The following is a 26,220-nucleotide window of genomic DNA, read 5'->3' as shown; positions in this document are numbered from 1 at the left end:
AACAAATTTTAATATGAAAGCTAAAATACCTGCATTTATTGTATTGTTTTTAATGGCAGTAGGCGTAAATGCACAAATAGATAGATCGGTAATGCCAAAACCGGGACCAGCACCTAAAATTACTTTAGAGGTTCCTGATGAGTTTGAGCTTAAGAACGGAATCAAAGTTCTTGTAGTTGAAAACCACAAATTACCAAGAGTATCTTATACTTTAACAATAGATAATAAGCCTATTACGGAAGGTAAAAAAGCTGGTGTTTCTAGCTTACTTTCTGCAATGTTAGGAAACGGAACAACAACCATTTCAAAAGATGAGTTTAATGATGAGATTGACTTTTTAGGAGCAAGCTTATTTTTTGGAGCTCAAAGTGCTTACGCAAGCTCATTAACTAAATATTCTGATAGAATAGTTGAATTAATGGCAGATGCAGCAATGAATCCTTTATTAACAAAGGAGGAGTTTGAAAAGGAAAAAGAAAAGTTACTAGAAAGCTTAAAATCTGAAGCAAAAAGTGTTGACGCTATAGCTGGGAGAGTTGGTGGAGCTTTGTCTTATGGTAAAAAACACCCTAGAGGTGAATTTACAACTGAAGAAACTGTTAACAATGTTGAGTTTGGTGATGTATTAGCATTCTATGAAAAATACTTTAATCCAAACAATGCTTATATCGTTGTTGTAGGAGATGTTAAAAGTAGAGATGTTAAGAAACAACTAAGCAAGTATTTTGGTAAGTGGGAGGAAGCAGCCGGTGTAGATGTTACAATCCCTGAGCCTGCACCAAATGCACAATACACACAGATTAATTTTGTGGATATGCCAAACGCTGTTCAGTCTAATATTTCTTTGACTAACAATGTAGATTTAAAAATGAATGACGAAGATTATCATTCAGTTTTAATTGCTAATAAAATTTTAGGTGGTGGTTTTAATAGTTACCTAAATATGAATTTAAGAGAAGAGCATGGTTATACTTATGGTGCGCGTTCTAACGTAGGAACAAGCAGATGGAATGCTTCACGTTTTACTGCTGGTGCTTCTGTAAGAAATGCTGTTACTGATAGTGCTGTTGTTGAAACTTTAAAGGAAATCAACCGTATCAAAACTGAACCAGTAGAAACAGATGCTTTAACAAACGCAAAAGCTAAGTATGTTGGTGATTTTGTTTTGGCTTTAGAGCGTCCGCAAACTATTGCTAACTATGCTTTAAATATCAAGCTTAACGATTTACCGAAGGATTTTTACTCAACTTATTTAGAAAAAATCAATGCAGTAACAAAAGAAGACGTTCAGCGTGTAGCTAATAAGTATTTCAAGACTGAAAATGCTCGTGTAATTGTAGTTGGTAAAGGAAGTGAAGTATTAGAAAACCTTGAAAAAACAGGAATCCCTATCAAGTATTATGATACTTATGCAGAACCAACTGAAAAGCCAGTTTTTTCTAAGCCAATTCCAGAAGGTGTTACAGCTCAATCAGTAATTAAAGGTTATATTGCTGCTGTTGGAGGAGAAGACAACCTTAAGAATGTTAATACTGTTTTAATGAATGCCGATGTTACAATTCCTGGTGCACCATATAAGCCAACAGCTGTTATGAAACAAATGGCACCAAACAAATCTTCTATGGAACTAATGATAGAAGGTATGGGAACTGTTATGAAACAAAATTTTGATGGTGAAAATGGTTACCAAGAAGGTCAAGGTCAAAAAATTCCTATGGGTGAAACTGAGGTAAACTCTAGAAAAGAAGAAAAAGGATTATACCCAGAACTGTATATAGATGCTTCAACAATCACTTTAGAAAGTGTTGCAACTATTGAAGGAAAAGACGTCTATAAAATTAGTGTAGCCAATTCAGATGGTCCAGCAGATGTAAGATACTATGATGTTGAAACTGGATTCTTAGTGAGAACTGAAGAAACTTCAGAAGCTAGTGGGCAGTCGATTGTTACAGTGACTGACTTTTCAGACTATAAAGAAGTAAATGGTGTAATGATGCCAAATACTATGAAAGTTACAACAGGACCACAAAGTTTTGAATTTAATATGACAGATATTAAAATAAACGAAGGGGTAACTGAAGAAGATTTCAAATAATAGATACCACCTATAATAAAAAAGCCGAAGTTTAAACTTCGGCTTTTTTTGTATGATTATTTTCTTCTATTAGCTAAATAGACACCTAATAATATAAGCAAAGTAGCTAGAGCTTGTATCAGACTAAATGATTCTCCATCTAATGTTCCCCAAATTAATGCTGTTATAGGAATAATATAAGTTACAGAAGATGCAAAAACAGGAGTAGACATCTGAACTAGCTTATTAAAAAGAACTTTGGCCATAGCCGTACCAAAAATAGAAAGGATTAATAAATACAGTAAAGCTTTTGGCAATGCGGTATTATTTAATGTTTCACTAGAAAAGAAATCAGTAAACAAAAGGACTATAAATGCAGGTAAAATTATAAATGCGTAGTTACCAGAAGCAATAGCCAAGGGTTTCACATTTTGTAAATAACGCTTTATAATATTCACATTTGCTGCATACATTAAGGTAGAGACAATAACAAAAAGAGCAAATAGGTAATTTTGATTCGGGTTTAATTCAGAGCCTTTATATATCAATATACAAGTTCCTATAAAACCTATTATTACACCAATAATCTGACGTTTTGTTGAAGCTATTTTAAAAACAGCAAAACCAAATAGTATAGTGTTTAAAGGAACTAATGAATTTAATATTGAAACAACAGCGCTATCAATTTGAGTTTCGGCAATAGCAAATAAAAATCCAGGAAAAAATGAGCCTAAAAAACCAGATAAAGCAATCCATTTCCATTTGTTTTTGTTGACAGTTTTCAATTTCCTATAACCAACAACTAATAATATTATTCCTGTTATTATAGTTCTTAATGCTCCAAGTTGATATGGTGTAAGACCAATAAGAGATTTTTTGATCAGAATAAATGAACTTCCCCAAATAATTGAAAGAACAATTAGGTAGACCCATTTTAAATTAAGGTTTTTCATACAAAAACTACTGAAAGTAATCACAAAAATCGTTAATTATTTCGCAGAAAACATCAATATTTATTAGATTTATCCAAATTTTTAATCCAAATAAATACATTACAATGTTTATTAAAAATATTTTTCTTGTTGCAATTATAACTGTAGCACTTACATCTTGTAAAAATCAATCAGAGCCTGAAGTAAAAACTGTAGGTATTGAAGTTTCTGAAAAAGATGTGGCTCAAAATTTAGATCCAAATGCTACTTACGCTAAAGTGGAATTTAATATTGAAGGTATGACTTGTGCTATGGGTTGTGCTAAGACTATTGAAAAGAAAGTGGCTAAAATGGAAGGTGTAAAATCTGCAAAAGTAGATTTTGATAAAAAGTTAGCTATGGTAGAATATGATGAGGCTAAAGTTACTCCTAAATCTATTGAAGCTACTGTGGCAAAAGTAGGTGAAGTATATAAAGTAAAAGATATGAAAGTTGTTGAAGACTTTAAATCTGAGAAATAAAGAATAAAAAATTATAAAACATAATAAACGCTATCAATTTTTTGATAGCGTTTTTTTTATTGTGCTTGTAGAATAATTAAGGCTAAAGCAATACAGCCAAAAGGTAAAAGCCATAACAAATAAATGGATGTTTGCTTAGACTTCATTTTTGCATTTAAAACATTCCTTCTCTTACCGTTGTAACGCATCCAGTTTTTAAAAATGATGAAAAGGGAAACCACTGCGAAAAGTACCCAAAACTTAGTAGAAGACATTATAACTAACTTCATCTGCGATGCAAACACTATTAAGAAAGATCCTAAAAGAAGAACAATAGACGCTTCTAAAAGATTGATATAAATTGATGCTAACTTTAGGCTCCTTTTACCTAATCCTTTCTTCTTATAAGAATTGAGAATAGAAATGTAATATGTGTCTAGCATAAAAACCTTAAGAAAAAAACAAAAACCTGCAGTAAGCAGGTTTTTGTACTTAATAACTTATATATTTTAAAGTCCTAAAACAGTTACGTTGTCTAGTTCAAAAGTTGCAGCAGCAGACGATGTAGATGTGTATTTAAAAGCGATATACAACATTTGTCCATCAGCAGCAGAAACATCAACATTTCCTGAGTTAGTCCATGTGTTCCAGCTATTAGCATTTGGGTCCATAGTAGCGTCTAGCATAGTCCAAGTTCCGCTAGTGTTTGGATCTCCACCAGAATAATCTGTAGACATGTAAACTTCTAAATCATTACCATCATACCTTTTATCTGTTTCAAAGAAAAAGAAAGTGTTTGTTACACCAGATAAATCAATAGCATTAGAGATTAACCAATCTTCATTTTCTTGTGCACCACTAGAGTAACCATTCATATATGCACTAGGTGCAGGGTTTCCAAAGTTAGTAGTTCCCCATATCTGAGCACCAGTTACGTTATAAGTAGACCAATTGTTTAGGTTGTTATCAAATCCGTCTTCGAATACTACTGTAAAATCATTAATATCAAGAGGTGTACATCTATCACTTTCAAAATCTACATCATTAGTATTATTTAAGAGTAATACTAAATTATCACCTCCAAAAGATTTTAATACAACTGCAGTAATAGTACCACCGTTTTGTGTAGGAAGTGGAGTGTAATAAAAATTAGCAAAAGAGCTAGTCTCTAATAAGAAGTTTGAGTATCCAAAACCTTCACAAGATTGAATTGTTCTTTGTGTATCAAAATCTTGTGTTGGGTCACCATAAGTACTACCGCTTAAGCTTTCAGGGAATTCAACATCATATGATGTAACAAGCATACCAACGTGACTTTCATTTATTTCAGATAAATTTAATTCTAATGGCACCATTGTTTCTGTTGTACCGGATCTAAGAATTTTTGTTGGAATTTGGTTTGCTGTAAACTGACCTACTTCATCCTCGTCTGGCATACCTCCAATAGAAATTACTTCGTTAGAGTTGTAACCAAGGTACATATCCTTTAGCTTAACATATACTTCGCGACCTACATTGAATTGGTTGTAAGAGTCAACTTGATTTAAAATAACACCAATTGCAGCTGTTGGATTTTCTGGTGAATCTTGCATATAAAATTCCTTGTAGAAATTACCAGTAGCATCAGATGAAGTTACATAACCTTTTACTACAAGATTATCAGGAATTTGAATAAAGTGGTCATAGTCAAAACCGCTTTGTCCAGCCTCATAAGTTTCATATAGTAATTTTAAGTCAGCTATTGATACTTCTTCATATTCAGGTTCTTCTGAATTAAGATCATCTAAAATTTCGTTCAATAATCTATTCTCTTCCTCTCCTAGGCTATTAGGAATGCTGTAGTCGTCATCTTCCACACAAGATGTAATAGCAATACTTACAAAGGCAGCAAGTAAAAGTGTTAGTAATTTAGTTGTTTTCATAATTTGAAATTTATTTTTCATAGTTTTTTTAGAATCTAAAATATACATTTAAAAAGTAGTTAGCGCCACGTCCATACCAATATTTTGAACCAAAACGTCTTTTAGGGTTGGTTGTGTCTTCTAGTAATTCTCTATAATTAGCATTTCTACCTTGCTCAAAACCACCAGTTTTATATACTTTGTCTAGAATGTTACCAACGCTAGCAAAGAAACCGATGTAATAATCATCTATTTTCCAAGATTTACCACCAATTAAATTTACCACCATATAATCATCAAAACGTTCTTGTTTTAATAATCCTCTAGCGATTTCTGGATCATAATCGTTCATAGGTAAACCGTCTGTAGGCTCTTGGTAGAAACTATTAGTACGTAAAAGTGGACTAACATCTACATAAGTGTCAGCAAAGAAGTTTGCTGTTGCACCAAACCACCAGTAATCAGGGTCTCTATATTCAAAACCTACAGAGTAAGCTTTTTGAGGTCCACCTGCTACTCTGTAATCCTTTAATTTAGACTCACCGTAGAAAGCAGATCTGTCGTTTGCAGAAATATATAAGTTAGGATTATTTTCATAAGTATATTGACCATAAGAAGCAGCACCTTTTAATTTTATTGTTGGTGTCACTTGAGCCTCAACACCTAGTTCGGCTCCAATATGTCTTTTGTCTACCCCTTGTAATACTTCAGATATTAAGTTGTTTGTTTCTACATTACCTTGTTCATCAAAGAAACCACCGATACCATCAGCGTAGTAGAATGATATTTCATTAGCATCCTCAGTCTTGGTGTAAAAACCTGTTAATTTTGCATTAACTATTGGTGATCTAAAGATATAACTTGCATCAAAAGAAGTTATTTTTTCTTCTGTAATTTCTTGTCCTGTAACATTAACACCATTTACCTTTCCAACAACATCATTATTTACCCTAGCGTTAGAATAGGTGTTACGTAATGAAGGGGCACGTGTTATATAACCTCCGTTAACATCAATTAAATGCTTACCAGATATTTTATAAGTAAATCCTGCTTTAGCACCAAACCCAGTAAAATCTAGTTTATCTCCTTTTCCAAAAGAATTATTGATATTAGCTTCATTAAGGTATAAACCTTCTCTTTGGTATTCTGTTTTAGTTACACTACCAGCTAAGTAAAAATCTACTTTATTGTACTTAAAAACACCTTGAGCATAACCAGAAATGATATCTGCATATAGATTATAATTGTATCTATATCTATCTCCTTCAAAAGCCACTTGGTCAGGATTGTTTAAATCAAACTGAAACCCATCAAATGAATCTACATTTAATACACCTGTTTCACTTCCTAGTAAATCAATGATTTCAGCAAAGTTCTCAGATTTCAAATGTCTGTAATTAACAGAAGCATTAAGCATTATGCGCTCAGTTAACTCGCTATTAAATATTGTGTTAACTGTTGTTTGAGTGTCATCAGATCTATCTTCGTATAGTGCATAAGCTGCATATTCGCCAGCAGTATTATTTGTTATATTGGCATCAATTATACGATTCCAATCAATCTGTCCATCATTAATAAATTCTTGCTCAGCCTCATAAGCTCCAGCATAATCTGGGCCATCACTATCAGCTAAGAAGTAACTAGGTAATTTTTGATAATAAGCAGGACTTGGGTTGGCACCACCAGGAAAGTCTAAACGACTGTTTCCTAATTTTCCCCATTGATGAGCAACATTGGTATTTAAAGAAGTTTTACTACTAATATCCCAATAATGGTTAAGCATTAAAATTGGTTCTTCTGTTTCTTTAACACGAGAGTTTTTCTTTTCTCCATCTAAATAGCCCCAATATTCATTGTACTTAATACCTTTTAAATCGTATACTTCTTGAGTGTTTGGTGAAGATTTTCCACGTCTGTTAGGTGCATAAATAGAAGTGAAATTAATACTGTGCTTATCATTGATTTTCTTTTCTATAGAAACAAAGAAAGAGTTTGCATCGTATAAAGTAGCGTCTTGGTAGCCTTCATCTCCCCATCTTCTACCAGCCATAAAGGCATAAGACCATCCACCTTCTAATAATCCAGAAGCATAACTAGCCATAATTCTATTAGTATAACTTCTGTTAGAAGAAGAGTAAGTTACACGACCACCTTTTCTATAGCTAGAAGCTCTAGTAATAATATTTGTTGTACCTAATACACCACCAAAGTTATATTCAGAAGGTGTTAAACCTGTAGTTAATACTTGATTACGAACAACATCATTAAGACCACCCCAATTACTCCACTGAGGTCTACCATTGTAGATTTTATTCATTTCAATACCGTTAATTAAAACAGTACCGTTATCAGAGTCTAAACCTCTTACTCTAAAGAATGAAGAACTAAATTCAAAAGCTGCAGTTCTTTGGAAAATATCTTGTGAAGACGCCAATAAACCAGAAATATTATCAGCTCCACTGGTATCATCATTAAGCTCGTCGTCAGATAATGTAATTGTAAATAAGTCTTGAGCACTCGATGTATCAGCATCAAGAATCATATCCGTAATATTAACGGTTTGTCCTTCATTTACAATAATAGGATAACGTTTTGTTACATAACCAGGCTTAGATATTTTTAATACCTGTTCACCTAGAGGAACATTTTCAGAGAAAATAAACTCACCAAAACCATTAGTTATTGTGGTCTGTTCAGTCTCTTCAATGGTAATTGTGACATCTGGAATTGGTTCTGACGATGTAGCATCTATTACACTACCTTTAATAATAGTGTTTTGGGCTACCATCGCAAACGATGAAAAAACTCCAAATAATAAAATAATTAAACTTTTTTTCATGTCAAATTTTAAAGTTAATAGTCTTTGTAGATTAAATAAAGGTTATTTAGGGCGTGCAAATTTACATCTTTTATAATAAATACATACTTTTGGCGCGAGATTTGATTTGTAATTAATGATAACATAACATACGTTAAATGAAAAACTTAAAACTCAGTATTTTATTTTTATTAACAATGATATTTGTTAGTGTAAACGCTCAAGAAAAAAAGCGTTATAAAATACATACAGTAGCATTTTATAATTTAGAAAATCTTTTCGACACTATTAATGATCCAACAAAGTATGATGAGGCAAGTCCGATGATGGAGATGAATGAGTCATACAGATCTGCGGCTTATATCAAAAAGATACAGAGTATGGCAAGAGTTATTGCAGATATCGGATCTGAAGATACAGGAAATTCACCTGCAATAATCGGTGTTTGTGAGATGGAAAACAGACAGGTTTTAGTAGATCTTGTTAATGACCCACAACTTTTGCATAAAGATTATGGTATTGTACATTTTGACTCCCCTGATGCAAGGGGTATTGATGTGGCTTTATTGTATCAAAAAGCTTTATTCAAGCCAATTAACTCTAAGAAGCATGAGTTAAAAATTTATGATGATAATACTAGAAAGCGTGTTTACACAAGAGATCAGCTTGTTGTAAGTGGTGAATTGGATGGTGAACTTATTCATGTTATTGTTAATCACTGGCCGTCTCGAAGTGGTGGTGAAGCAAGAAGTAGATTTAAGAGAGTTGCTGCAGGTAAATTGAATAAACGTATTATTGATTCGTTACAATCAATCGATCCTTATGCTAAAATTGCTACTATGGGTGATTTCAATGATAACCCAACAAATAAAAGTATAAGTAAAGAATTAGGTGCTGAATCAGATAAGGATGAAGTTAAGTTTAAAGGGATTTATAACCCATATGAAGATCAATATAAAAAAATGGGCTTAGGAACTACGGGTTATAGAGATTCATGGAGTTTATTTGATCAGATATTGATTACACAGCCTTTTTTAGAAAAAGATTATTCTTCATTTAGATTTTACAAGGCAGGTATTTTTAATAAATCCTATTTAACAAATAAATCAGGGAGATATAAAGGTTACCCATGGAGAACTGTAAACGCAGGTTTAGATGGCGGTTACAGTGATCACTTCCCAGTATACATCTACCTTATTAAAGAGGTAAACGAAGACGATTCTACTGAAAAAAAATAACTCATATAAAGAGTAATAAATAAAAAAGGTGTAATTCTTATTGCACCTTTTTTTATGTTTTAAAACCAGAGATTCCAAGGAATTTTAGCTAAAACCAAAACCAAAGCTAGCGTATAGAAGATAGCTAACATTTTAAATTTAGGTTTCGATGTTAATTTCTTTTTATGTTTAGAATACCCAATAGTTACAAGAGCAATTGCTATTATCATAGTAAGTGGATGCTCTACAATAAGGTTTCTTAAAGCGGGTATTTTCATGACTTCTCCCATACCACCAACTTCTTTTATCGTACCAAAGTAATCTTTCATAAAAAATAAGACTATACCTATTAGAAGTTGAATATGCATTGTTATTAAAGTAAACAACGCAATTCTAAAATCCTTTGGATCAAATTCCTTATTGCCAAAAAACTTTATTAATGCATTTACTGTAGCAATAATTAAAACTACAAGAACCAAATAGGCCCATTTAGAATGGATAAATTGTACTATTTCCATGAAAGAAGAATTAAATGTGAAATACAAAAATAAGGATTTGACTGTGAAGCCAACTATTCCGAAATAGTAATTTTATGTTTCAACTCGTTTCCTAGTTCATCAACAACTGTAATTGTATGATCTCCAGTTGTTGGTAACAAAGCTAAATCATGAATGTCTTTTGTTGTACCTATATATTCATTGTCCACATACCAATAGAGTCGCAACTCAGGTTTAGAATGCGCCACTTTAAGAATAAGCTCATTTGTTTTTCCACTAAAATCTTTTGGTAAATAAATAGTGCTTTGTTGGGTTGGGTAAATGAATTCCATGCTAATTCCTGAAGCTTCTAAACAATCATTCCGGTAAGGTGGTAAAGGTTTATAAAAAGGATTTTTATTCTGAAAATAATAAGCTTGTAAAGGCGGTAAAACAAACCACGGTTTATTTTTTATGTTTGAAACCTCTTCACATGAAGAATTTACCTGAAAGTGCTCAGACATATCTAAATGCACCAACTTATGAAAAGGACAAGGTTCTGTTTTTTTTCCGCTTTGCTGAATATATCTTTTCTCAGTATCATTACAAATTGAAGATGCTCTATAGCCACTTTTTTTACAGATAGACACTTCAAGCATTTCATCATAAGGTTTAGAAAACCATTCGCTTTTTGGTAGCAAATCAAAAACATCAAACAAAATAGGAGCGGCAGCTTGCACACCAACCAAACCTGGTCTCCCTTCTCCATCAGCATTGCCAACCCAAACACCAACCACATAGTTTTTTGTAGTACCAATAGCCCACGCATCTCTAAACCCAAAACTGGTACCTGTTTTCCAAGCGATTTCTTGCGAAGAATCATAATATTCCCAACTGTCATCACCTTCAGGACGGTTCACTTGTTTCATGCTTTCAAACGTGAGGTAAATCGAAGCCGCATCAAAAATGGTTTTTTCTTGAGTGAGTTTACCAAAGTCAATTGGCGTGATAAAATTGTATTTAGGTTCGCAAAATTCTTGTGTAAAATATTGACTAGAATTGGCACTAAAATGATTTAAGGTCGACGCCATTGCTGCATAGCTTTTACACAAATCCCATAGGTTACTTTCCGCACCACCAAGTACCAAAGACAATCCGTAATGATTGGCATTGTATTTTAAATCTTTAAGATGAAGTTGCTTCAAATAGTGATAAAACCGATCCACACCAAAATCCTGAAGCATTCTCACTGCAGGCACATTAAGCGAGCGAGACAAAGCTTCATTAGCATGAACAGCTCCGTCGTAGCTATTATCATAGTTTTCGGGCTGATAACTTCCAAATTGTGTAGGGACATCTGGTACTAAAGTGTTCGGTAGTAAATCACCAGCGTCGAGCATAGCAGCATACAAAAAGGGCTTTAAAATACTGCCAGTACTTCTAGGTTTATCAATGATATCTACACTATTCTGATGTGCTTTATCGGTTGGTGAATTACCAATGTAACTTAAAACTTCTCTAGTGTTCACATCGAGAATCAATACCGAAATGTTATGAATTTCATTTTGTTTTAATCTATTGTAATGTTGTTCTACAATACCATTAGTTTGTTCTTGGAGTATAACATCTATAGTAGTTTTTATACGTTTACCTTTATATTGCTTAGCAACTTTTTGAAGCAAATGAGGTGCAATTTGTGGTAGTGGATAAGGTTTTTGAGGCAAGTTTTCCGCAACAGAAAGCTCATAAGTTAACTCATCTATTGTACCATTATTTAATAATTTTTTGAGTAAGCGATTACGTTTTTCAAGTAATCGTTCTTGATTTTTTCCAGGATAAATGAGACTTGGTGCATTAGGCAAAACGGCAAGAGTGGCACTTTCTGCCCAAGATAATTGCGAAGCTTCTCTATTAAAATAACGCCATGCCGCAGCATCAATACCCACAACATTGCCACCAAAAGGTGCGTGGCTAGCATAAAGGTTCAAAATATCGTCTTTAGAATGTCTAAACTCTAAGCGTGTGGCCAGAATAAGTTCTTTTAGCTTTTCAAAATAGGTGCGCGACTGCCCTTTTCTAGATAATCGAATGACTTGTTGGGTGATGGTGCTTCCACCACGTTTTACACTTCCAGAGCTTAAATTTTCCTTTAAGGCTTTAAAAATTGAAATAGGGTTGAAGCCAGGATGTTTATAGAAATATTCATCTTCAAATTGAAGAATACAAGTTTTAAATTTCTCTGGAATACTATCATTTGCAGGAAATCGCCATTGGCCATCATCAGCAATTTTAGCACCCAATAATACATTTGAAGAACTTGTAATAACGGTTGCGGTAGGATCTTTAAAAAGCTGTTTTGGTAAGCAGAAATAATAAACTACAAGTAGCACAGCAATAATTGCGGATTTGATTTTATGGCGTTTTATGTAGTTTATGAGTTTCAATTTATTTAATAATTTGTCCTTGCAAGCGTAGCGAAGCAATCTGTTTCTTGTTTGTAAGATTACCATACTTCGACTGCGCTCAGTACTGGCTCTTATTCGTGCCTCATTCTTCGTAATGACAGTTTGCTATTTTATTTTTGAGATTCATGCTTTTGCAGGAATTGGTACTCACGTTCAACTTTACAAATTTTCACATTGTACCAATTGTACCATTGCTCTCGTCCTTTTTGTTGTGCTAAAAGGTGTTCGGAATTTGTTTTCCAATTTTTTATAGCTTCTAAATTTTTCCAATAGCTGACGGTTATTCCGATAGCATTTCTTGCACTATCCATACCCATAAAACCTTTTTGTTGTTTGGCTAAGTCTTCCATTTTTTGAGCCATTTCGGTATAGCCATTAATATCTTCAGTTTGGGTAGAGGTGAAGATTACAGCGTAATAAGGTTTAAAGTTTTTCATAGATAATTTTTCTATCCTGCAAGGTTTCTAAAACCTTGTAGGTTATAAGTTCTTGTTTTTTTATAATAGACCTACAAGGTGCTCAAAACCTTGCAGGTCTTAATAGATTCTGATAATGCCCAAACTGACTACTGTTTTTCAACAATCATCTGGCATTTCAAATTCAATGATTTTTTCAGTAACATTATCCTCGAAATCAGTTAAAATAAGCTTTATATACACGCGATTTGTAGATACGCTTATAGGATAATCTTTGATACTTCTCACAGTACCAAAATAACTTAGCCATTCACTACCGCATTTGTCTGTGATTTCTTCATGTGACGCTGTCATGGCCATTTTAATGAAGTTTTGCCAATCATTTTCTGTGTACACTAAAGTTTCAAATGTATTAGATTTCAATTGCTTTAGAGGTTTCCACTCGGTGTCATAATTTTTCCAATGTGTAGCATCACATTTTGAATCTTCACTCATAAAAGACATACTATTTTCATAGCGTTGAAATAAACTAACGTGTTTATAATCATTATCTACTAAAACTATTTTCTTGGCTTCAGGTGTTGCCGCAATACCTACTCTTATTTTAGCAGAATCTTGCTGTGTTAAATGATGCGTACGTTTAAAATCTATGGTTTCTAAATTTTTAATTTCAATATTAAGATGGTCTAAATCCAATCTTATGGTTTTTGAAATTTTTGTCGGAGATAAATAACCATTAAAAACATAGCCAATATATTTGTCGGTCTCCACCTTTACCCATTCACCACTTATTTTTTCTCCATTATCTAATACCACAAGGCTTTTGTTGGTATTTTCTACCACGTTTATGACTTGGGCGTACGACAATTTGCTTAGGATTTTACCATTGATGTCGGGTTGCTCTCTAAGAGATAAACCACTTTCGGCAGCAACATAAGCATTTTGTTGCGCTGTTATTACTAGGATGTTGAATACAAATCCAATCGCTAAAATCATTTTTGAATTTTTCATAATTACTTGTTTTTAAGTTTAACGTTTTAGCGGTTTACGTTCTAGGATGCTTGTCTTCCGGACGACAAGTAGTTTAGCTTAGGTTTGTTTATTCTATTACTTCTCAACCGTAATCCACTGACCTTTGTTTCTCACCAAATAGTCATTATCATACATCGCTTCGGCTTGGGTTCCTGGTAAATAATAGGTGCCGAGGTAAGATGCATTTAGCATTACCGTAAATGTTTTAGTACCATATTTGCCTTTTGGCTGCATATCAAAATAAAAGTTTACTCTATCGTCTTTGATGTCTGTATATCTTGCTTGACTTACCGTAGTATCTCCAAAATCGGTGAACCTAGTATTTACAATATCCCAACCAGAAGGAAAAATCTGTGTCAGTGCTACATCATTAATCGAGCTACTTGTTAAGTTGGTAATGCTTACAGTTGCTACAAAATCTTGACCTTGCTGAAGTTTTTCAACATCAATTGTATTGCCTTGTAAATCTTTGTAAACCGTACTAATCGAAAAACCACGCGATTCACTAACTTCTTCACCAAGTTTTAGTTTACCAGAATTTAAGATTCTTGCATAAATAAGATTGTCTTTTAAATTGCTGATCTCAATAGTATTGTTGCCATCATTAACAGGAATACTACGTTGTGCTATAGCGTTTTTAGTATTGATAGTTTCAGATTTACCATTAATGCTGTAGCTTAGTTTTAGATCTTTTCCGCCATTTTTAACCACCATTTTTCCCATAGCCAATAAGCTATAAGCTGTTGTTTGTGTACTCATCCATTTATTGCTCGATAATTCTTTGGCTATTGATTTTGCTAGATCTCTCACTTTTGGATTATCTGTAATTATCATAGTTTCTAAAGCCATAGCTTTATTTCTATCTACCGAACCATACGTGTAATAATTAGATCTTGGAGGTTGAAAATCTATATTAGCCGATTTTGAAATGGCATTGCTAGCTTCTTGTTGTCCTGCAAGTGCATAGGCTGCAGCAAGCCTCCATTTGGCTTCATTTGAGATTTCCTCAAATTCACGTAAACGGTTCATGCTCGCTAAATCTGCACTACCAGCTAAAGCCAAAGTATACAAACGGTAAGCTTGTGCTAAATCGCTATGATAGTGTCGGTAACTTGGTCTCCAATTTCTAGCCGCTTGTTTTTGGTACGCAATCCAATTACTTTTAAAAGTTAATGGTAATATATAACCTTTCTTTTCGGCTTCTATCATAAAATGACCAGCATAACTTGTTCCCCAATCATTAGCAGAATTCTCGCCTATCCAATAACTCATTCCACCACTTGGTTGTTGGAAATTCCCTAAACGCTTAATACCATTTTCAATATTACTCTGAATTTCTTTTTTCTTTTCATAAGTTAAATCGAAAATATCTGCTAAGAACAACTGAGGGAATACACTCGATGTAGTTTGCTCTACACAACCATGCGGATAGCGGATAAGATATTGCATACGTTTTGTAAAATCCATAGGAGGTAAAGTTGAAAACTCAACAGTTGCCGAATTGGTACCTGATACTCCAAAGGTTGAAAACGCAATGTTTTGCTTAGCGTTGGCTTCAAGTTCGTTATCAATAACTTTTGAAGTCATTGGGTTTGGATTTTCAACATCAATTTCAACTTTATAAGTTGACTTCTCTCCATTTCCTGTAGCAATAACTTCAATAGTGTTAATGCCTTTGGCTTTAGTGACGTCTAAATCAAAGTAGACCATTTTTTCATCTGGCTTACTAAATTGAAGCGATTGTGAAGCCTGGCCTTTTACAGTTATACCATCGCTAAGTTTTAAGGATAGGTTGACGTTTTTCACTTTATTTTCCATAGCGAATACGGTAACAGGAAGTGTTACTTTTTCACCAGGACTTAATTTTCGTGGTAACGTTGCCAAGACCATTAAAGGCTTTTTAACTTTTACTGATTTTTCTACATTTCCATAAGCTTCGGTTTGGTTATTGCCTGCTACAACCATGGTTCTAACCGCTCCAACATAGTTAGGCATTTTTAGTTGATGCGTTTTGGTTTCACCTGCATCTAATACAAAAGGTCCTAAATACGTTACAACCGGTTTAAAACGATTCGCTTTTTTGTTTTTACCTTTTGCAGCACTACCATCTCCACCAATGGCAAATACTTGATCTATACTTCCAGAATAAGCTCCGATAACATCATCGAAAATATCCCAAGTTTTTACGCCAAGTGCTTCGCGAGCATAAAATTCATCCCAAGCATTAGGTGTTTTAAATCTTGTAAGATCAAGTAAACCTTCTTCAACAACAGCAACAGTGTACGTCATTGGTTTGTTGTTCTTTTCTGAGACTTTGATTTGGTAAGATTGTTCTGGTTGTATAACATCTGGCATGTTAATTTTTGGCTCCAGTCTTGTTGCAGGATTTTCTACCATCATAGGAATTACACCATATAAACGAATTGGTAAATCGTTAGATGTAATAGCGTGTGGTTGTAACAACGAAATGTTTATGAATACGTTTGGTGCCATTTCTGGTGTCACAGGAATATCTACTGTAGTTTCACCTGGTTGTGTTTTTACCCATTGATGACTGATGACTTCCGTGCCATTTTCAATACTAACCAAAGCTCTACCTTCACTTCCCGAAGGAAATGTTAGTCGTGCAGTTTCTCCAACATTATAATTGTCCTTATCTGTAGAAAACACTAACATTTTTGCCGCTTCTTTATCTGATGATGGTGAATTTTGCCACCAGTTTTTGTAAAAATATGCTGTGCGACCAGTAGCATGACCACTTACGGGATCTACAATTCTTATAAGATAACGACCACGTTCATTCTCAGGAATTTTTAGTTTGAAACTACCTTTTCCGTTCGCATCTGTGCTGACTAAAAAATCTTGTACAGGTCTGTGATAACTACTAGAGACGTAGCTTGAAAGGTTGTCGTAAGAGGAATTCCACCACCAACGCCATTCTATTTTATAGACTTTTACTTCCAAGTTTTTACGTTGTACAGGTTTGCCGTCAGCAGTAACTGTAGCGACATTAAAAGTGTGATTCTCATCTGTGAAGTACGAGCCGTAACGGCTACCTTCAGGTGACTTTAAGCCGACAAAACTCTCGTAAGGAGCATAAGGCATCGTAAAGGCATCGAGTGAAAAATCTCCACCATTTTCAAAAGCTCTTACCAAAAATTGAGCGTTAAGCATGCCTGGAGCATTTTTTCCAATATTGAGTTCGGTGTTTATTTTAGCATTACCTTCGGCGTCTAAATTACCTTCATAAACATTGGTTTCTTCGCCATTAAAAGTTCGGGTTGGATCGGTAAAAATGTAATCATCGTAATTCTTGAATCCAGTGTAAGAGCTTGTGAATTTTGCTTTAATTTCAGCTTTAAGGTTTTTTGCTGGTGCACCATGTAACCATGCTACATTTAGATCTCCATTTAAAGGAGCGTTATTGGTTAAAATTTCACCTTCAAAATCGATATTTATTTTTAATCGATTCGGTTTTACAGTTTCTATTTTTAAGGCTTTTGAAAAATTAGCTCCACCTACAGAAACTTTTGCGTTGTAATTTCCGGTTTTGTAATCTGTTGAAGTTGGTACTTTAAAATCGTATACATTGTTAACGTTGTCTATGCTAACTTTTCTGTAAACTAGTTTGCCAACAGGATCTGTAATTTCTAGTTTTACAGGATGTCCTTTAGGTAATTTATTAGCAACATCATTGAGCATAAAGGTTAAAAATAGACTGTCTCCAGGTCTCCAAACACCGCGTTCTCCATAGATGTAACCTTTAAGTCCTTGTTGTAGTCGGCTACCAGAAACGTCAAACTTACTTAAGGAAAGCGAGTTGCCGTCCATAAGTTTTATGTAACTTACACTTTTTCCTTTTTCTACAATGGCAAATGTAGCACGTTTGTTAGCTTTAATTTCAACAATACCTTCTCTATTAGAAACAGCATCTTCTAGTTTTTGTTGCTGAAAATTGTAGAGTGTAACTTTTGCTCCACGCTCAGGTTCGGTAGTAAGTATGTTGGTAACTGCAAACAAGTAGGTGTTATTGCTCCCTTGCTTGGCGATAACTCCAAGTTCTGAACCAATTAGATTTTGGGCTACAACACGGTTGCCATAATTATAATAAGAATCGGTACATGGGTTGTCTCTGTCTCTCCATCTATAATTATTGTTTCTGTAGCTGTAGGTTAAATTATCCCAATAGCGTTCTTCTCTTATTTCTGCTTGTTCATCAGAAATATCTTCAGACGTGTAATAATCGTCTTCGTAGTAATAGTCGTCATAATAATCATCCTCTTCAATTTCTGTAGTTTCAGCATTAGACTCACAATCATAAAGTGAATACTCACGCTTAAAACTAAGCTCTACACGGTAAATAGCGCCAGGATTAGCATTCAAATATTTAGACAAATCAATGCTGTAAGCTCTCCAATTCCCAGGGTTAATAGCTTCATCCTGAACTAAAGTGATAGTTTCTTTTGCAATACGTCTTCCAACTTTTTTAATGTTATAGTCGTTATTGCTATTAATGTCATTGTCTTGTAAAAATTGAAGCACATTGTCTTCAAATATTTTAATGATTCTAACATCGACTTTACTAAGATTAACCGCTTCAAAATTGAATTTTAAATCTTTTGAATTTGGTAAAATAGTACCATTATTGATGAGTCTAACTTGTGGTTTTAGAGCATCAAAACGTAGTTGTTCTGAAAAGGCTGTTTTTAATTTATAGCCATCTTCATTTTTTATACCTGTAAATACATCAACTTGAATATCGCCAATTAATTTAGTGTCTGGATAGATTTTTAAAACATTACCATCAACAATATATTTTGGATTTTTTGAACCTTGAAGACTTACTAAACCTGAAAAGTTTTGTTGCTTTTTTATTGGATCTGAAAAATTAATCAAAAGAAATTGTTCTGGACTTTGAACCACTTTAGTGCTAATAATTGTAAAGTTATTTTTTCCAGGAATGACTATTGTGTTTTCACCTTCATTATCAGCGTTTATTGCATCTCCATCCCATTTTACCAAAACTTCACTATCTTCAACAGGACGATTAATACTATCTATTTTAAATTCAAAAAACTTAGAGTTTTCAGAAGCTTCATTCCATACAATTGAAAGTTTTTTATTATTCTGAGATGCCGTTACAAGCTTTTTTGCATTTTTTAGAGAAATGATGTCCGCAGAGCGTAATTGAGCACTTAAGTATTGCCACTCTTTACTGTAAGACTGAAGGTCGTTAGTTACAATATTAAAACTAGGTATTATAGTTTTAAACTGAAACGTATAATCTTCATAATCTGATGGTATTGACTTGTAAATTTCACCAAGTTTCACATTAACTGTATATTCCGTAGAAGGTTCTAAATACTCATCTGGTGTAAAAACTAAAGTATGCTTATTTAAAGCTTTAAGTTTTCCCTGTACATGAGGTTTTACAGTAACTATATTGGCATCTATATCCTGTTCTTCATTCCATGTTTCAACTGGCTCTGAAAGATTAATCCTAATTGGGTCAGCAACAGAAACTAAACCAGAAGTTGTGTAACTAATATAGTCTCTGAATTTGTAAATATTGTCTGTGTTTACAGGCTTTTTTTTGCAGGAAATGGCTAGAGCAACTAGTGCTACAATAGCGAGTAGCTTTTTGATTTGCATGTTGAAATGGTATTAAAATAAAACGTCTACGAAAAAGAAGGGTAGGCACATTCTTGTTAAATAATTACGCTGATTTTTTATGATTTAGTCTTTGAGTAAATGTTAAAAAAAACACAAAGTTTATTATTCGTAAATTTTAATGGTTATTTCACCGCCATCAGTCATACTTGCACGATACATTCCTGCGGTATTAAACTCCATAACCATGTAACCGTTTTTATCAACCGCAACAATGCCTCCATTACCACCAAGGTTAGGTACTTTTTCTTGTATGACCAATTGTGCAGCTTCTTTTAGGGATAAGCCTTTATACTCCATTAAAGCAGAAATATCATGAGCAACTTGAGCCCTGATGAAATATTCTCCCCAACCAGTACTAGACACAGCGCAAGTTGCATTGTTTGCGTAAGTACCAGAACCAATAATTGGAGCATCACCGATTCTGCCATAACGTTTGTTAGTCATACCACCAGTGGATGTACCTGCTGCCAAATTTCCATTTTTATCTAGAGCTACACAACCAACCGTTCCAAATTTTGAATCTTTAATCATGGGATCGTAGAATGCAGTTTTAGCATCATGGTCTAGTTCAGTTTTTTCTTTGTCTTTGATCTTTTTCAAAGATTGGAATCTGTTTTCGGTATAGAAATATTCTGGTGCAACGATTTCTAGACCTTGTTCTTCAGCAAATGTTTCTGCACCTTTCCCTGAAAGCATAACGTGTTCCGATTTTTCCATAACAGCTCTAGCTAAATTTATAGGGTTTTTTACAGTAGTTGTTCCAGCAGACGCACCAGCATTTAAGGTTTTTCCATCCATTATAGAAGCATCGAGTTCATTGGTTGCGGCATTGGTAAAAACAGCACCTTTTCCTGCATTGAAAAGTGGAGAATCTTCCATAACATTTATAGTTTTTTCAACCGCATCGAGACTGCTTCCTCCGTTTTTCAGAATTTCATAACCAGTTCTTATGGCCTCTTCTAATTTAGCCTTGTATGCCGCTTCTTTTTCGGGAGACATGTTTTTTCTTAAAATAGTACCAGCACCTCCATGGATTACAATGGCAAATTCTTGTTGCTTTTCTTCTGTTTTTTCAGAAGAATCTCTGGTAATATTGTTTGGATTTTCATCTGGATTGGGTACCAATTCACCACATGAAAAACATAAAAGTAAAATGACTAAAGCGCATAAAAATCTATTCATAGAAACAACTAATTTTAAGTGCATTAAAGTTACGTTTTTTAAACGCCAAGACTCAAGGGAAACTGACTTTTTATTAGTAACTTCGCATAAAAATTTAATAATTCATAAAAATTAGACATAAATGGAAGCAATTGCTACCGATTTCGGAATAAAAGAAGCTTTAAAACAATTAGGTGTTAAAGATGTTAACGATGGAACTTCTACAGGCTCTAACGGTTTTGGAAGTGGAGACTTAATTTCATCTTACTCTCCAACAGATGGACAATTAATTGCAAAAGTTTCTACTACAACAAGAGAAGACTACGATAAAGTTATAAAAACAGCTCAAGACGCCTTTTTACAGTTTAGAGCAATGCCTGCACCACAAAGAGGTGAAATAGTAAGACAGTTTGGTAATCGTTTAAGAGAATTAAAAGAACCATTAGGTAAATTAGTCTCTTACGAAATGGGTAAATCTTTACAAGAAGGTTACGGAGAAGTGCAAGAAATGATAGACATCTGCGACTTCGCTGTAGGTTTATCAAGGCAGTTAAACGGTCAAACCATTCCTTCTGAAAGACCAGGACACGTTATGAGAGAGCAGTGGCACTCTTTAGGTATTGTTGGGATCATTTCAGCATTTAACTTTCCAGTTGCTGTTTGGTCTTGGAACACAGCTTTAGCATGGGTTTGTGGTGATGTCTGCGTTTGGAAAGCTTCCGAAAAAGCACCACTTTGTGCGGTAGCTTGTCAAAATATTATTGCTGAGGTTTTAAAAGAAAACAACTTACCAGAAGGTATTTCTTGTATTATAAACGGAGATTATAAAGTAGGAGAGTTTATGACAACAGATCATAGAATTCCGTTAATCTCTGCAACAGGATCTACACGTATGGGACGCATTGTTGGTGCTACTGTTGCCGAGCGTTTTGGTAAATCTTTATTAGAATTAGGAGGAAACAATGCTATAATTATTACACCAACTGCAGATTTAAAAGTAGTGGTGCCAGGTGCTGTATTTGGAGCTGTTGGTACATGCGGACAACGTTGTACAAGTACACGTCGTTTAATTATTCACGAGTCTGTTTACGATAAAGTAAGAGACGCCATTGTTGGTGCATACAAGCAATTAACCATTGGTAATCCGTTAGACGAGAAAAACCACATTGGACCATTAATTGATAAAGATTCTGTAAACACGTATTTATCTGCAATAGAAAAAGCTAAAGCTGAAGGCGGAAATGTACTCGTTGAAGGTGGTGTTTTAGAAGGTGAAGGATACGAGTCTGGTTGCTACGTAAAACCAGCAATTATCGAAGCTGAAAATGATTTTGACATAGTACAAACCGAAACTTTTGCACCAATTTTATATCTAATGAAATACTCTGGCGATGTAGAAAATGCCATCGACATGCAAAATGGTGTTGCACAAGGATTATCGTCTGCAATCATGACTAACGAAATGAAAGAAGCAGAAAAATTCTTATCCTTTGCAGGAAGTGACTGTGGTATTGCTAACGTAAATATTGGTACTTCTGGTGCTGAAATTGGAGGCGCTTTTGGAGGTGAAAAAGAAACTGGTGGCGGACGCGAATCTGGATCTGATGCTTGGAAAGTGTACATGCGTAGACAAACCAATACTGTAAACTACTCAGATCAGTTGCCTTTAGCACAAGGTATTAAGTTTGATTTGTAATATTCGAATTAGAGATAAACTATATAAAGCCATATCGAAAGATGTGGCTTTACTTTTTCTATAGTTTTTAAATTCTATTAGATGCTATAATAAGTTACTACAACGAAAAAACCTTGTTCCAATTTAGCTGCTGGCCGTATGAAACAAGGTTTATGTAATTGATTAATAGCAATACAAATATGAGCATAAATATCATTCGAAAATAAAATTTGTGATGAATGGTAGAAAAAAATGTATAATCTGCACAGGCTGAAAAAATAGTTCGACAAGGTGCAAAAATTGGCGTTGAAATTTTGTAAAAATCCGACGAACTAGTTGTATTTCACCTTTCTCAATATTCTGTAAGTCTCTTTATATGAGTTGTAAAGTTCAGTGCTATATTTCTTCAAGTAAATTTTTGATATTTCTAGTTTGGGTAAGGCTTCTTCAAATCCGTTGAGGTAACAAATGAGATAACTTGCTGCTAAATTCTTCAAATCTGAAGTTTCATTTTGAGTCAAAGAAATACCTTTTTCAAGTTTTTCTAAAATAGCATTGTTGGCATTATAAATATGATGCAAAACTTTGCGGTCGAATTGAGGTGGCTCAAAAATCAATTCTGCATCAATGGAATAACTAACATTATTATTGAATTGAATGGTTTTCTCTTCGAGCTTATAGTACTTGTATGAATTATGAAGCCCCAAACGTACATATTCTACTATTTTAAAAGAGTTTTCATCATATTCAATAGAAACTTCATCTAAAGCTGAGTAAAATAACCGTACTTGCTCGTTGACTAGTTCTATATCTACACGCGAAAAGAAAACTTCATCCTTCACTTGTTTCCTTTGTCCAGACCAACAAAGCACAAAATATTCTTTAAAGACTTTATATTTTGGTTCGTAGTCTTTACGCTTATTCATAAAGTCAAAAACACCATCAAGCGTTAGTTGAATATTATTTTGCGCATGATTTTCAATTGAGGCGACAATCTTAGAATTAACATCCTTAATTTCTATATCAAAAACTTTGGGCATACTCATGCTACCATCTCTAAAAAAGACAGAACCACCATAATATTTCCAAATGTTTTTTCTGAGTGAGGTTATTTTTTCGTTGGGTCTTATGGTTACAAGACCAACGACTCTATCGTCAGGTAAGTGAGGAAATGGAATATTTTCATACTGAACAATTGGTGGATTGGTAAGATAAGCGTTGATGAGGTTTTGAATTTTACTGTCATCAAAAAAATCGACACCAACGATTTTATTGTCGTCATTTTCAATACCAATAACAATGTACGAGTTGTTTTTAGGGTTACTGTTAGACAGTGCGCAGATATGTTTTAGAAACTTTGCCTTTCCTTCTCTGTAACTAATATCAATTTTTCGCTTTTTGTCATAAAAACTGTTCTCATCATTATGAGCTAACAAATTTTTTATGAGGAGGCGTTTGTTGATCATAGTTCCTTTTCCGAAACAGGAATCTTTTTAAAGTGTTTCTAATTCTCTTTTTATATTTTCTCTGGCCTTATTTTCAAATTGTGTTTTATAACTTTCTGTAAAGTACAACGTTTCTCGTTCTAAAAAATGTAGAAGTACTTTTTTTCTTCCTGGGTTATACAAAAAATCAGGATAAATTTTATACTCCTGTCGTATCTGTTGCGTGTAATTTTTATAGGTTTCCCAATCTTTTCCAAGAATGGATAAATCAAAATCTAAAAGATAGGCATTATCCGAATTTTTGTCTAAAATAACTTGGTGCTTTTTTGTTGAAATAATCAAATTTTTAACATTTTCAATCTGGTTTTCAGTAAAATTGAGCTTTTTTAAGCTTTTTTGGGTAAAAAGTGCACTTTTTTCTTCGTTGTCTTTTTTTGTTGATTTATAGATTATATCATGATACCAAATAGCATAAAGTAAGGCTGGAAAATCCTCAATATGACTTTTGATGTTTTCTGCTTGTAGAAGCATACTTTCTATATGAGAAAGATTATGATAATGCCTGTTTTTATGAGCGTATTTTTTGTGTAATTCTGACCAAAGCGTGTTTATTAACGCTTCATCGTTTGTGTATTTTGAAGTTAAATCAAACCAAGAAGATTTAATCTTCTCTATCATAGCTCTTTCTTCACAATAGTAGAACTCGCCTGCGCGGTGCAAAACATTAAAACATCAGCAATATTAACATGTGGTGGACGAGACACAGCAAAATAAATCACTTCAGCAACGTCTTCGGCTTGTAAAGCTTTGTATCCTGTATATACATTATCGGCTTGGTTTCCACCTTTAAAACGTACTTGAGAAAATTCGGTTTCTACTAAACCAGGATTTACAGCACCAACTTTTATACCATATGGATTCAAATCTATGCGCATGCCTTCCGTAATGGCTAAAACAGCGTGTTTACTTCCGCAATAGACATTTCCATTTGGATATACTTCTTTTCCGGCAGAAGAACCAATATTGATGATATGTCCAGACTTTCTTTCGGTCATGCCTGGAATGATAGCTTTACTGACATATAGCAAACCTTTAACGTTAATATCCATCATGGCATCCCAATCGTCTAAGCTTCCTTGGTCAATGGGATCTAGGCCATGAGCATTTCCGGCATTATTGATTAAGATATCAATATTTTTAAATTCTTCTGGAAGGGATGCTATAGCTTCTAAGGTTTTTTCGCGGTCACGAACATCAAAGTTTAAGATATGTACATCAGTTTCTTTTGATAGGGCTTTTTGAATACTTTCTAAACGTTGTCGTCTTCTTCCACAGAGTACAAGATTAATACCGTGTTTTGCAAACTCGTGAGCAGTTGCTCTACCTATACCGCTTGTTGCACCAGTTATTAGTGCTATTAGCCCCTTTTTGTTTCCCCTTAGGGGAAAATCATCATTGTTCATAATGCTCTTGGTTTAATAATTTTTTGATGTTTTGAAAGTTCTATCGTATTACTTTAAAAGTTATTATTTGTAGCCCTTCCTTTTGGGAAGGGTTGGGATGGGCTTATTTTAAGGTACTTTATGCCCTTGACTTGCCACCAAAATTAAAAACCAGTCTTCTAATTCCAAATCTATTTTAGAAGCTTCTACTGCCTTAGTTAATCTAGTTTTGTTTGTAGTGCCTACAACTGGATGAATACCAGCAGGATGTTTCATAATCCAAGCTAACAGTAATTGATCTTCAGTAGCATTGTATTTGTCTTTTAATTCTCCAAGTTGCTTATGAATACGTCTCGTTTGCTCATTATCCTCTTTAAATACAGAACCCAAAGGCGACCAAGCCATAGGCTTAATACCACAAGTTTTTAAATAATCTAAAGTACCATCATGCATGGCTGTATGTTGGGTTAAGGAAAACTCTATTTGATTAACACCAATATCTGTTCGCAACCCAATCATTTCCATTTGGGAAGGGGTGAAATTAGAAACACCAAAATCTTTTATTTTTCCTTCTTTCTTTAGAATTGTAACAGCTTCAGCAATGTCTTCAGCAACCATTAACGGACTGGGTCTGTGTAATAGTAAAAGATCTAAATATTCGGTTTGTAGATTTTTTAAAGAGTCTTCTACAGAGCAAATAATATAGTCTTTACTATAGTCATAGTGTTTCACCTTGTTAGGTCTCTTATCACATAAATATTGAATGCCGCATTTTGAAATGAGTTGAATGTCTTCACGATTTATACTAGAATCCGCAAAGGCTTTCCCGAAATCTGCTTCGGTAGTATAAGCTCCGTAAATATCAGCGTGGTCAAAAGTGGTGATGTGGTTTTCAATGCAATGATGCATTAAAGTTTCCATGTCTTTTTTTGAAAGTTGTTTTCCCCAACTTCCCCAGGTCATGGTGCCTGCAATTAATCGAGAATATGTCAC

At 34.0% G+C, this 26,220-nt stretch carries 18 protein-coding genes; 4 read left to right on the top strand and 14 right to left on the bottom strand.

Going from position 1 to position 26,220, the window contains the following annotated elements; translation table 11 throughout:
• Positions 1-13: 13 nt before the first annotated feature.
• Positions 14-2,095 (top strand): insulinase family protein, encoded by a 2,082-nt coding sequence (locus tag QGM60_RS12185; protein ID WP_281140524.1) that lies wholly within the window; start codon positions 14-16, stop codon positions 2,093-2,095.
• 56 nt (positions 2,096-2,151) lie between these two features.
• On the opposite strand, the gene QGM60_RS12180 is transcribed toward QGM60_RS12185, so the two are convergent.
• Positions 2,152-3,027 (bottom strand): EamA family transporter, encoded by an 876-nt coding sequence (locus tag QGM60_RS12180; protein WP_281140523.1) that lies wholly within the window; start codon positions 3,025-3,027, stop codon positions 2,152-2,154.
• A 104-nt stretch (positions 3,028-3,131) separates the two neighbouring features.
• Here QGM60_RS12180 and QGM60_RS12175 point away from each other — a divergent pair, with 104 nt between their 5' ends.
• Positions 3,132-3,527, top strand: a complete 396-nt coding sequence (locus QGM60_RS12175) for a heavy metal-associated domain-containing protein (RefSeq protein ID WP_281140522.1) — start codon at positions 3,132-3,134, stop codon at positions 3,525-3,527.
• Positions 3,528-3,583: 56 nt separating this feature from the next.
• On the opposite strand, the gene QGM60_RS12170 is transcribed toward QGM60_RS12175, so the two are convergent.
• The 3 genes from QGM60_RS12170 to QGM60_RS12160 form a co-directional block, all read right to left on the bottom strand.
• Positions 3,584-3,949 carry a hypothetical protein gene (locus QGM60_RS12170; RefSeq protein WP_281140521.1) on the bottom strand — a complete coding sequence of 122 codons (366 nt, stop codon included), beginning with the start codon at positions 3,947-3,949 and terminating at the stop codon, positions 3,584-3,586.
• 66 nt (positions 3,950-4,015) lie between these two features.
• Positions 4,016-5,428: a DUF5689 domain-containing protein gene (locus QGM60_RS12165; protein WP_281140520.1), complete on the bottom strand. Its 1,413-nt coding sequence runs from the start codon at positions 5,426-5,428 to the stop codon at positions 4,016-4,018.
• A gap of 28 nt (positions 5,429-5,456) precedes the next feature.
• Positions 5,457-8,246 carry a carboxypeptidase regulatory-like domain-containing protein gene (locus tag QGM60_RS12160; protein ID WP_281140519.1) on the bottom strand — a complete coding sequence of 930 codons (2,790 nt, stop codon included), beginning with the start codon at positions 8,244-8,246 and terminating at the stop codon, positions 5,457-5,459.
• Between the two features lie 137 nt (positions 8,247-8,383).
• Between QGM60_RS12160 and QGM60_RS12155 the strand changes: the two genes are divergently transcribed.
• Positions 8,384-9,463 (top strand): endonuclease/exonuclease/phosphatase family protein, encoded by a 1,080-nt coding sequence (locus QGM60_RS12155; RefSeq protein ID WP_281140518.1) that lies wholly within the window; start codon positions 8,384-8,386, stop codon positions 9,461-9,463.
• A 59-nt stretch (positions 9,464-9,522) separates the two neighbouring features.
• On the opposite strand, the gene QGM60_RS12150 is transcribed toward QGM60_RS12155, so the two are convergent.
• The 6 genes from QGM60_RS12150 to QGM60_RS12125 all read right to left on the bottom strand — a co-directional run bounded on the left by QGM60_RS12150 (position 9,523) and on the right by QGM60_RS12125 (position 20,686).
• On the bottom strand, positions 9,523-9,960 hold the full coding sequence (locus tag QGM60_RS12150) for a hypothetical protein (protein ID WP_281140517.1): 438 nt from the start codon (positions 9,958-9,960) through the stop codon (positions 9,523-9,525).
• A gap of 53 nt (positions 9,961-10,013) precedes the next feature.
• Positions 10,014-12,428, bottom strand: a complete 2,415-nt coding sequence (gene pbpC, locus QGM60_RS12145; protein ID WP_281140516.1) for a penicillin-binding protein 1C — start codon at positions 12,426-12,428, stop codon at positions 10,014-10,016.
• 65 nt (positions 12,429-12,493) lie between these two features.
• A complete protein-coding gene (locus tag QGM60_RS12140; RefSeq protein WP_281140515.1) occupies positions 12,494-12,820 on the bottom strand; it encodes an antibiotic biosynthesis monooxygenase in 327 nt (108 codons plus the stop codon).
• A 138-nt stretch (positions 12,821-12,958) separates the two neighbouring features.
• Positions 12,959-13,810, bottom strand: coding sequence for an SH3 domain-containing protein (locus QGM60_RS12135; protein ID WP_281140514.1), 852 nt, complete (start codon positions 13,808-13,810; stop codon positions 12,959-12,961).
• A 96-nt stretch (positions 13,811-13,906) separates the two neighbouring features.
• Positions 13,907-19,483, bottom strand: coding sequence for an Ig-like domain-containing alpha-2-macroglobulin family protein (locus tag QGM60_RS12130; RefSeq protein WP_281140513.1), 5,577 nt, complete (start codon positions 19,481-19,483; stop codon positions 13,907-13,909).
• 123 nt (positions 19,484-19,606) lie between these two features.
• Entirely contained in the window at positions 19,607-20,686 is a 1,080-nt protein-coding gene (locus tag QGM60_RS12125; RefSeq protein ID WP_281140512.1) for an isoaspartyl peptidase/L-asparaginase, read from the bottom strand.
• Positions 20,687-20,807: 121 nt separating this feature from the next.
• Between QGM60_RS12125 and QGM60_RS12120 the strand changes: the two genes are divergently transcribed.
• Positions 20,808-22,361 carry an aldehyde dehydrogenase family protein gene (locus tag QGM60_RS12120; RefSeq protein WP_281140511.1) on the top strand — a complete coding sequence of 518 codons (1,554 nt, stop codon included), beginning with the start codon at positions 20,808-20,810 and terminating at the stop codon, positions 22,359-22,361.
• A 311-nt stretch (positions 22,362-22,672) separates the two neighbouring features.
• Here QGM60_RS12120 and QGM60_RS12115 read toward each other — a convergent pair whose 3' ends face one another.
• The 4 genes from QGM60_RS12115 to QGM60_RS12100 form a co-directional block, all read right to left on the bottom strand.
• Positions 22,673-23,806 (bottom strand): ATP-binding protein, encoded by a 1,134-nt coding sequence (locus QGM60_RS12115; protein WP_281140510.1) that lies wholly within the window; start codon positions 23,804-23,806, stop codon positions 22,673-22,675.
• Positions 23,807-23,833: 27 nt separating this feature from the next.
• Positions 23,834-24,463 carry a hypothetical protein gene (locus QGM60_RS12110; protein WP_281140509.1) on the bottom strand — a complete coding sequence of 210 codons (630 nt, stop codon included), beginning with the start codon at positions 24,461-24,463 and terminating at the stop codon, positions 23,834-23,836.
• The gene (locus QGM60_RS12105; RefSeq protein ID WP_281140508.1) at positions 24,460-25,248 is read right to left on the bottom strand and encodes an SDR family NAD(P)-dependent oxidoreductase; all 789 of its coding nucleotides are present in this window, start codon (positions 25,246-25,248) and stop codon (positions 24,460-24,462) included. Before QGM60_RS12105 ends, QGM60_RS12110 begins: the two co-directional genes overlap by 4 nt.
• A gap of 108 nt (positions 25,249-25,356) precedes the next feature.
• On the bottom strand, positions 25,357-26,220 hold the full coding sequence (locus QGM60_RS12100) for an aldo/keto reductase (RefSeq protein ID WP_281140507.1): 864 nt from the start codon (positions 26,218-26,220) through the stop codon (positions 25,357-25,359).

The sequence above is a fragment of the Winogradskyella sp. SYSU M77433 genome (assembly GCF_029911945.1).
GTDB lineage: Bacteria > Bacteroidota > Bacteroidia > Flavobacteriales > Flavobacteriaceae > Winogradskyella.
Note: the sequence above shows the minus strand (reverse complement) of the source record. Positions and strands in the feature narration are given on the sequence as shown.

Coding starts and splice junctions, on each gene's coding strand:
- QGM60_RS12185 (WP_281140524.1), top strand. CDS start 14: ATGAAAGCTAAAATACCTGCATTTATTGTATTGTTTTTAATGGCAGTA.
- QGM60_RS12180 (WP_281140523.1), bottom strand. CDS start 3,027: ATGAAAAACCTTAATTTAAAATGGGTCTACCTAATTGTTCTTTCAATT.
- QGM60_RS12175 (WP_281140522.1), top strand. CDS start 3,132: ATGTTTATTAAAAATATTTTTCTTGTTGCAATTATAACTGTAGCACTT.
- QGM60_RS12170 (WP_281140521.1), bottom strand. CDS start 3,949: ATGCTAGACACATATTACATTTCTATTCTCAATTCTTATAAGAAGAAA.
- QGM60_RS12165 (WP_281140520.1), bottom strand. CDS start 5,428: ATGAAAACAACTAAATTACTAACACTTTTACTTGCTGCCTTTGTAAGT.
- QGM60_RS12160 (WP_281140519.1), bottom strand. CDS start 8,246: ATGAAAAAAAGTTTAATTATTTTATTATTTGGAGTTTTTTCATCGTTT.
- QGM60_RS12155 (WP_281140518.1), top strand. CDS start 8,384: ATGAAAAACTTAAAACTCAGTATTTTATTTTTATTAACAATGATATTT.
- QGM60_RS12150 (WP_281140517.1), bottom strand. CDS start 9,960: ATGGAAATAGTACAATTTATCCATTCTAAATGGGCCTATTTGGTTCTT.
- pbpC (WP_281140516.1), bottom strand. CDS start 12,428: ATGGTAATCTTACAAACAAGAAACAGATTGCTTCGCTACGCTTGCAAG.
- QGM60_RS12140 (WP_281140515.1), bottom strand. CDS start 12,820: ATGAAAAACTTTAAACCTTATTACGCTGTAATCTTCACCTCTACCCAA.
- QGM60_RS12135 (WP_281140514.1), bottom strand. CDS start 13,810: ATGAAAAATTCAAAAATGATTTTAGCGATTGGATTTGTATTCAACATC.
- QGM60_RS12130 (WP_281140513.1), bottom strand. CDS start 19,483: ATGCAAATCAAAAAGCTACTCGCTATTGTAGCACTAGTTGCTCTAGCC.
- QGM60_RS12125 (WP_281140512.1), bottom strand. CDS start 20,686: ATGAATAGATTTTTATGCGCTTTAGTCATTTTACTTTTATGTTTTTCA.
- QGM60_RS12120 (WP_281140511.1), top strand. CDS start 20,808: ATGGAAGCAATTGCTACCGATTTCGGAATAAAAGAAGCTTTAAAACAA.
- QGM60_RS12115 (WP_281140510.1), bottom strand. CDS start 23,806: ATGATCAACAAACGCCTCCTCATAAAAAATTTGTTAGCTCATAATGAT.
- QGM60_RS12110 (WP_281140509.1), bottom strand. CDS start 24,463: ATGATAGAGAAGATTAAATCTTCTTGGTTTGATTTAACTTCAAAATAC.
- QGM60_RS12105 (WP_281140508.1), bottom strand. CDS start 25,248: ATGAACAATGATGATTTTCCCCTAAGGGGAAACAAAAAGGGGCTAATA.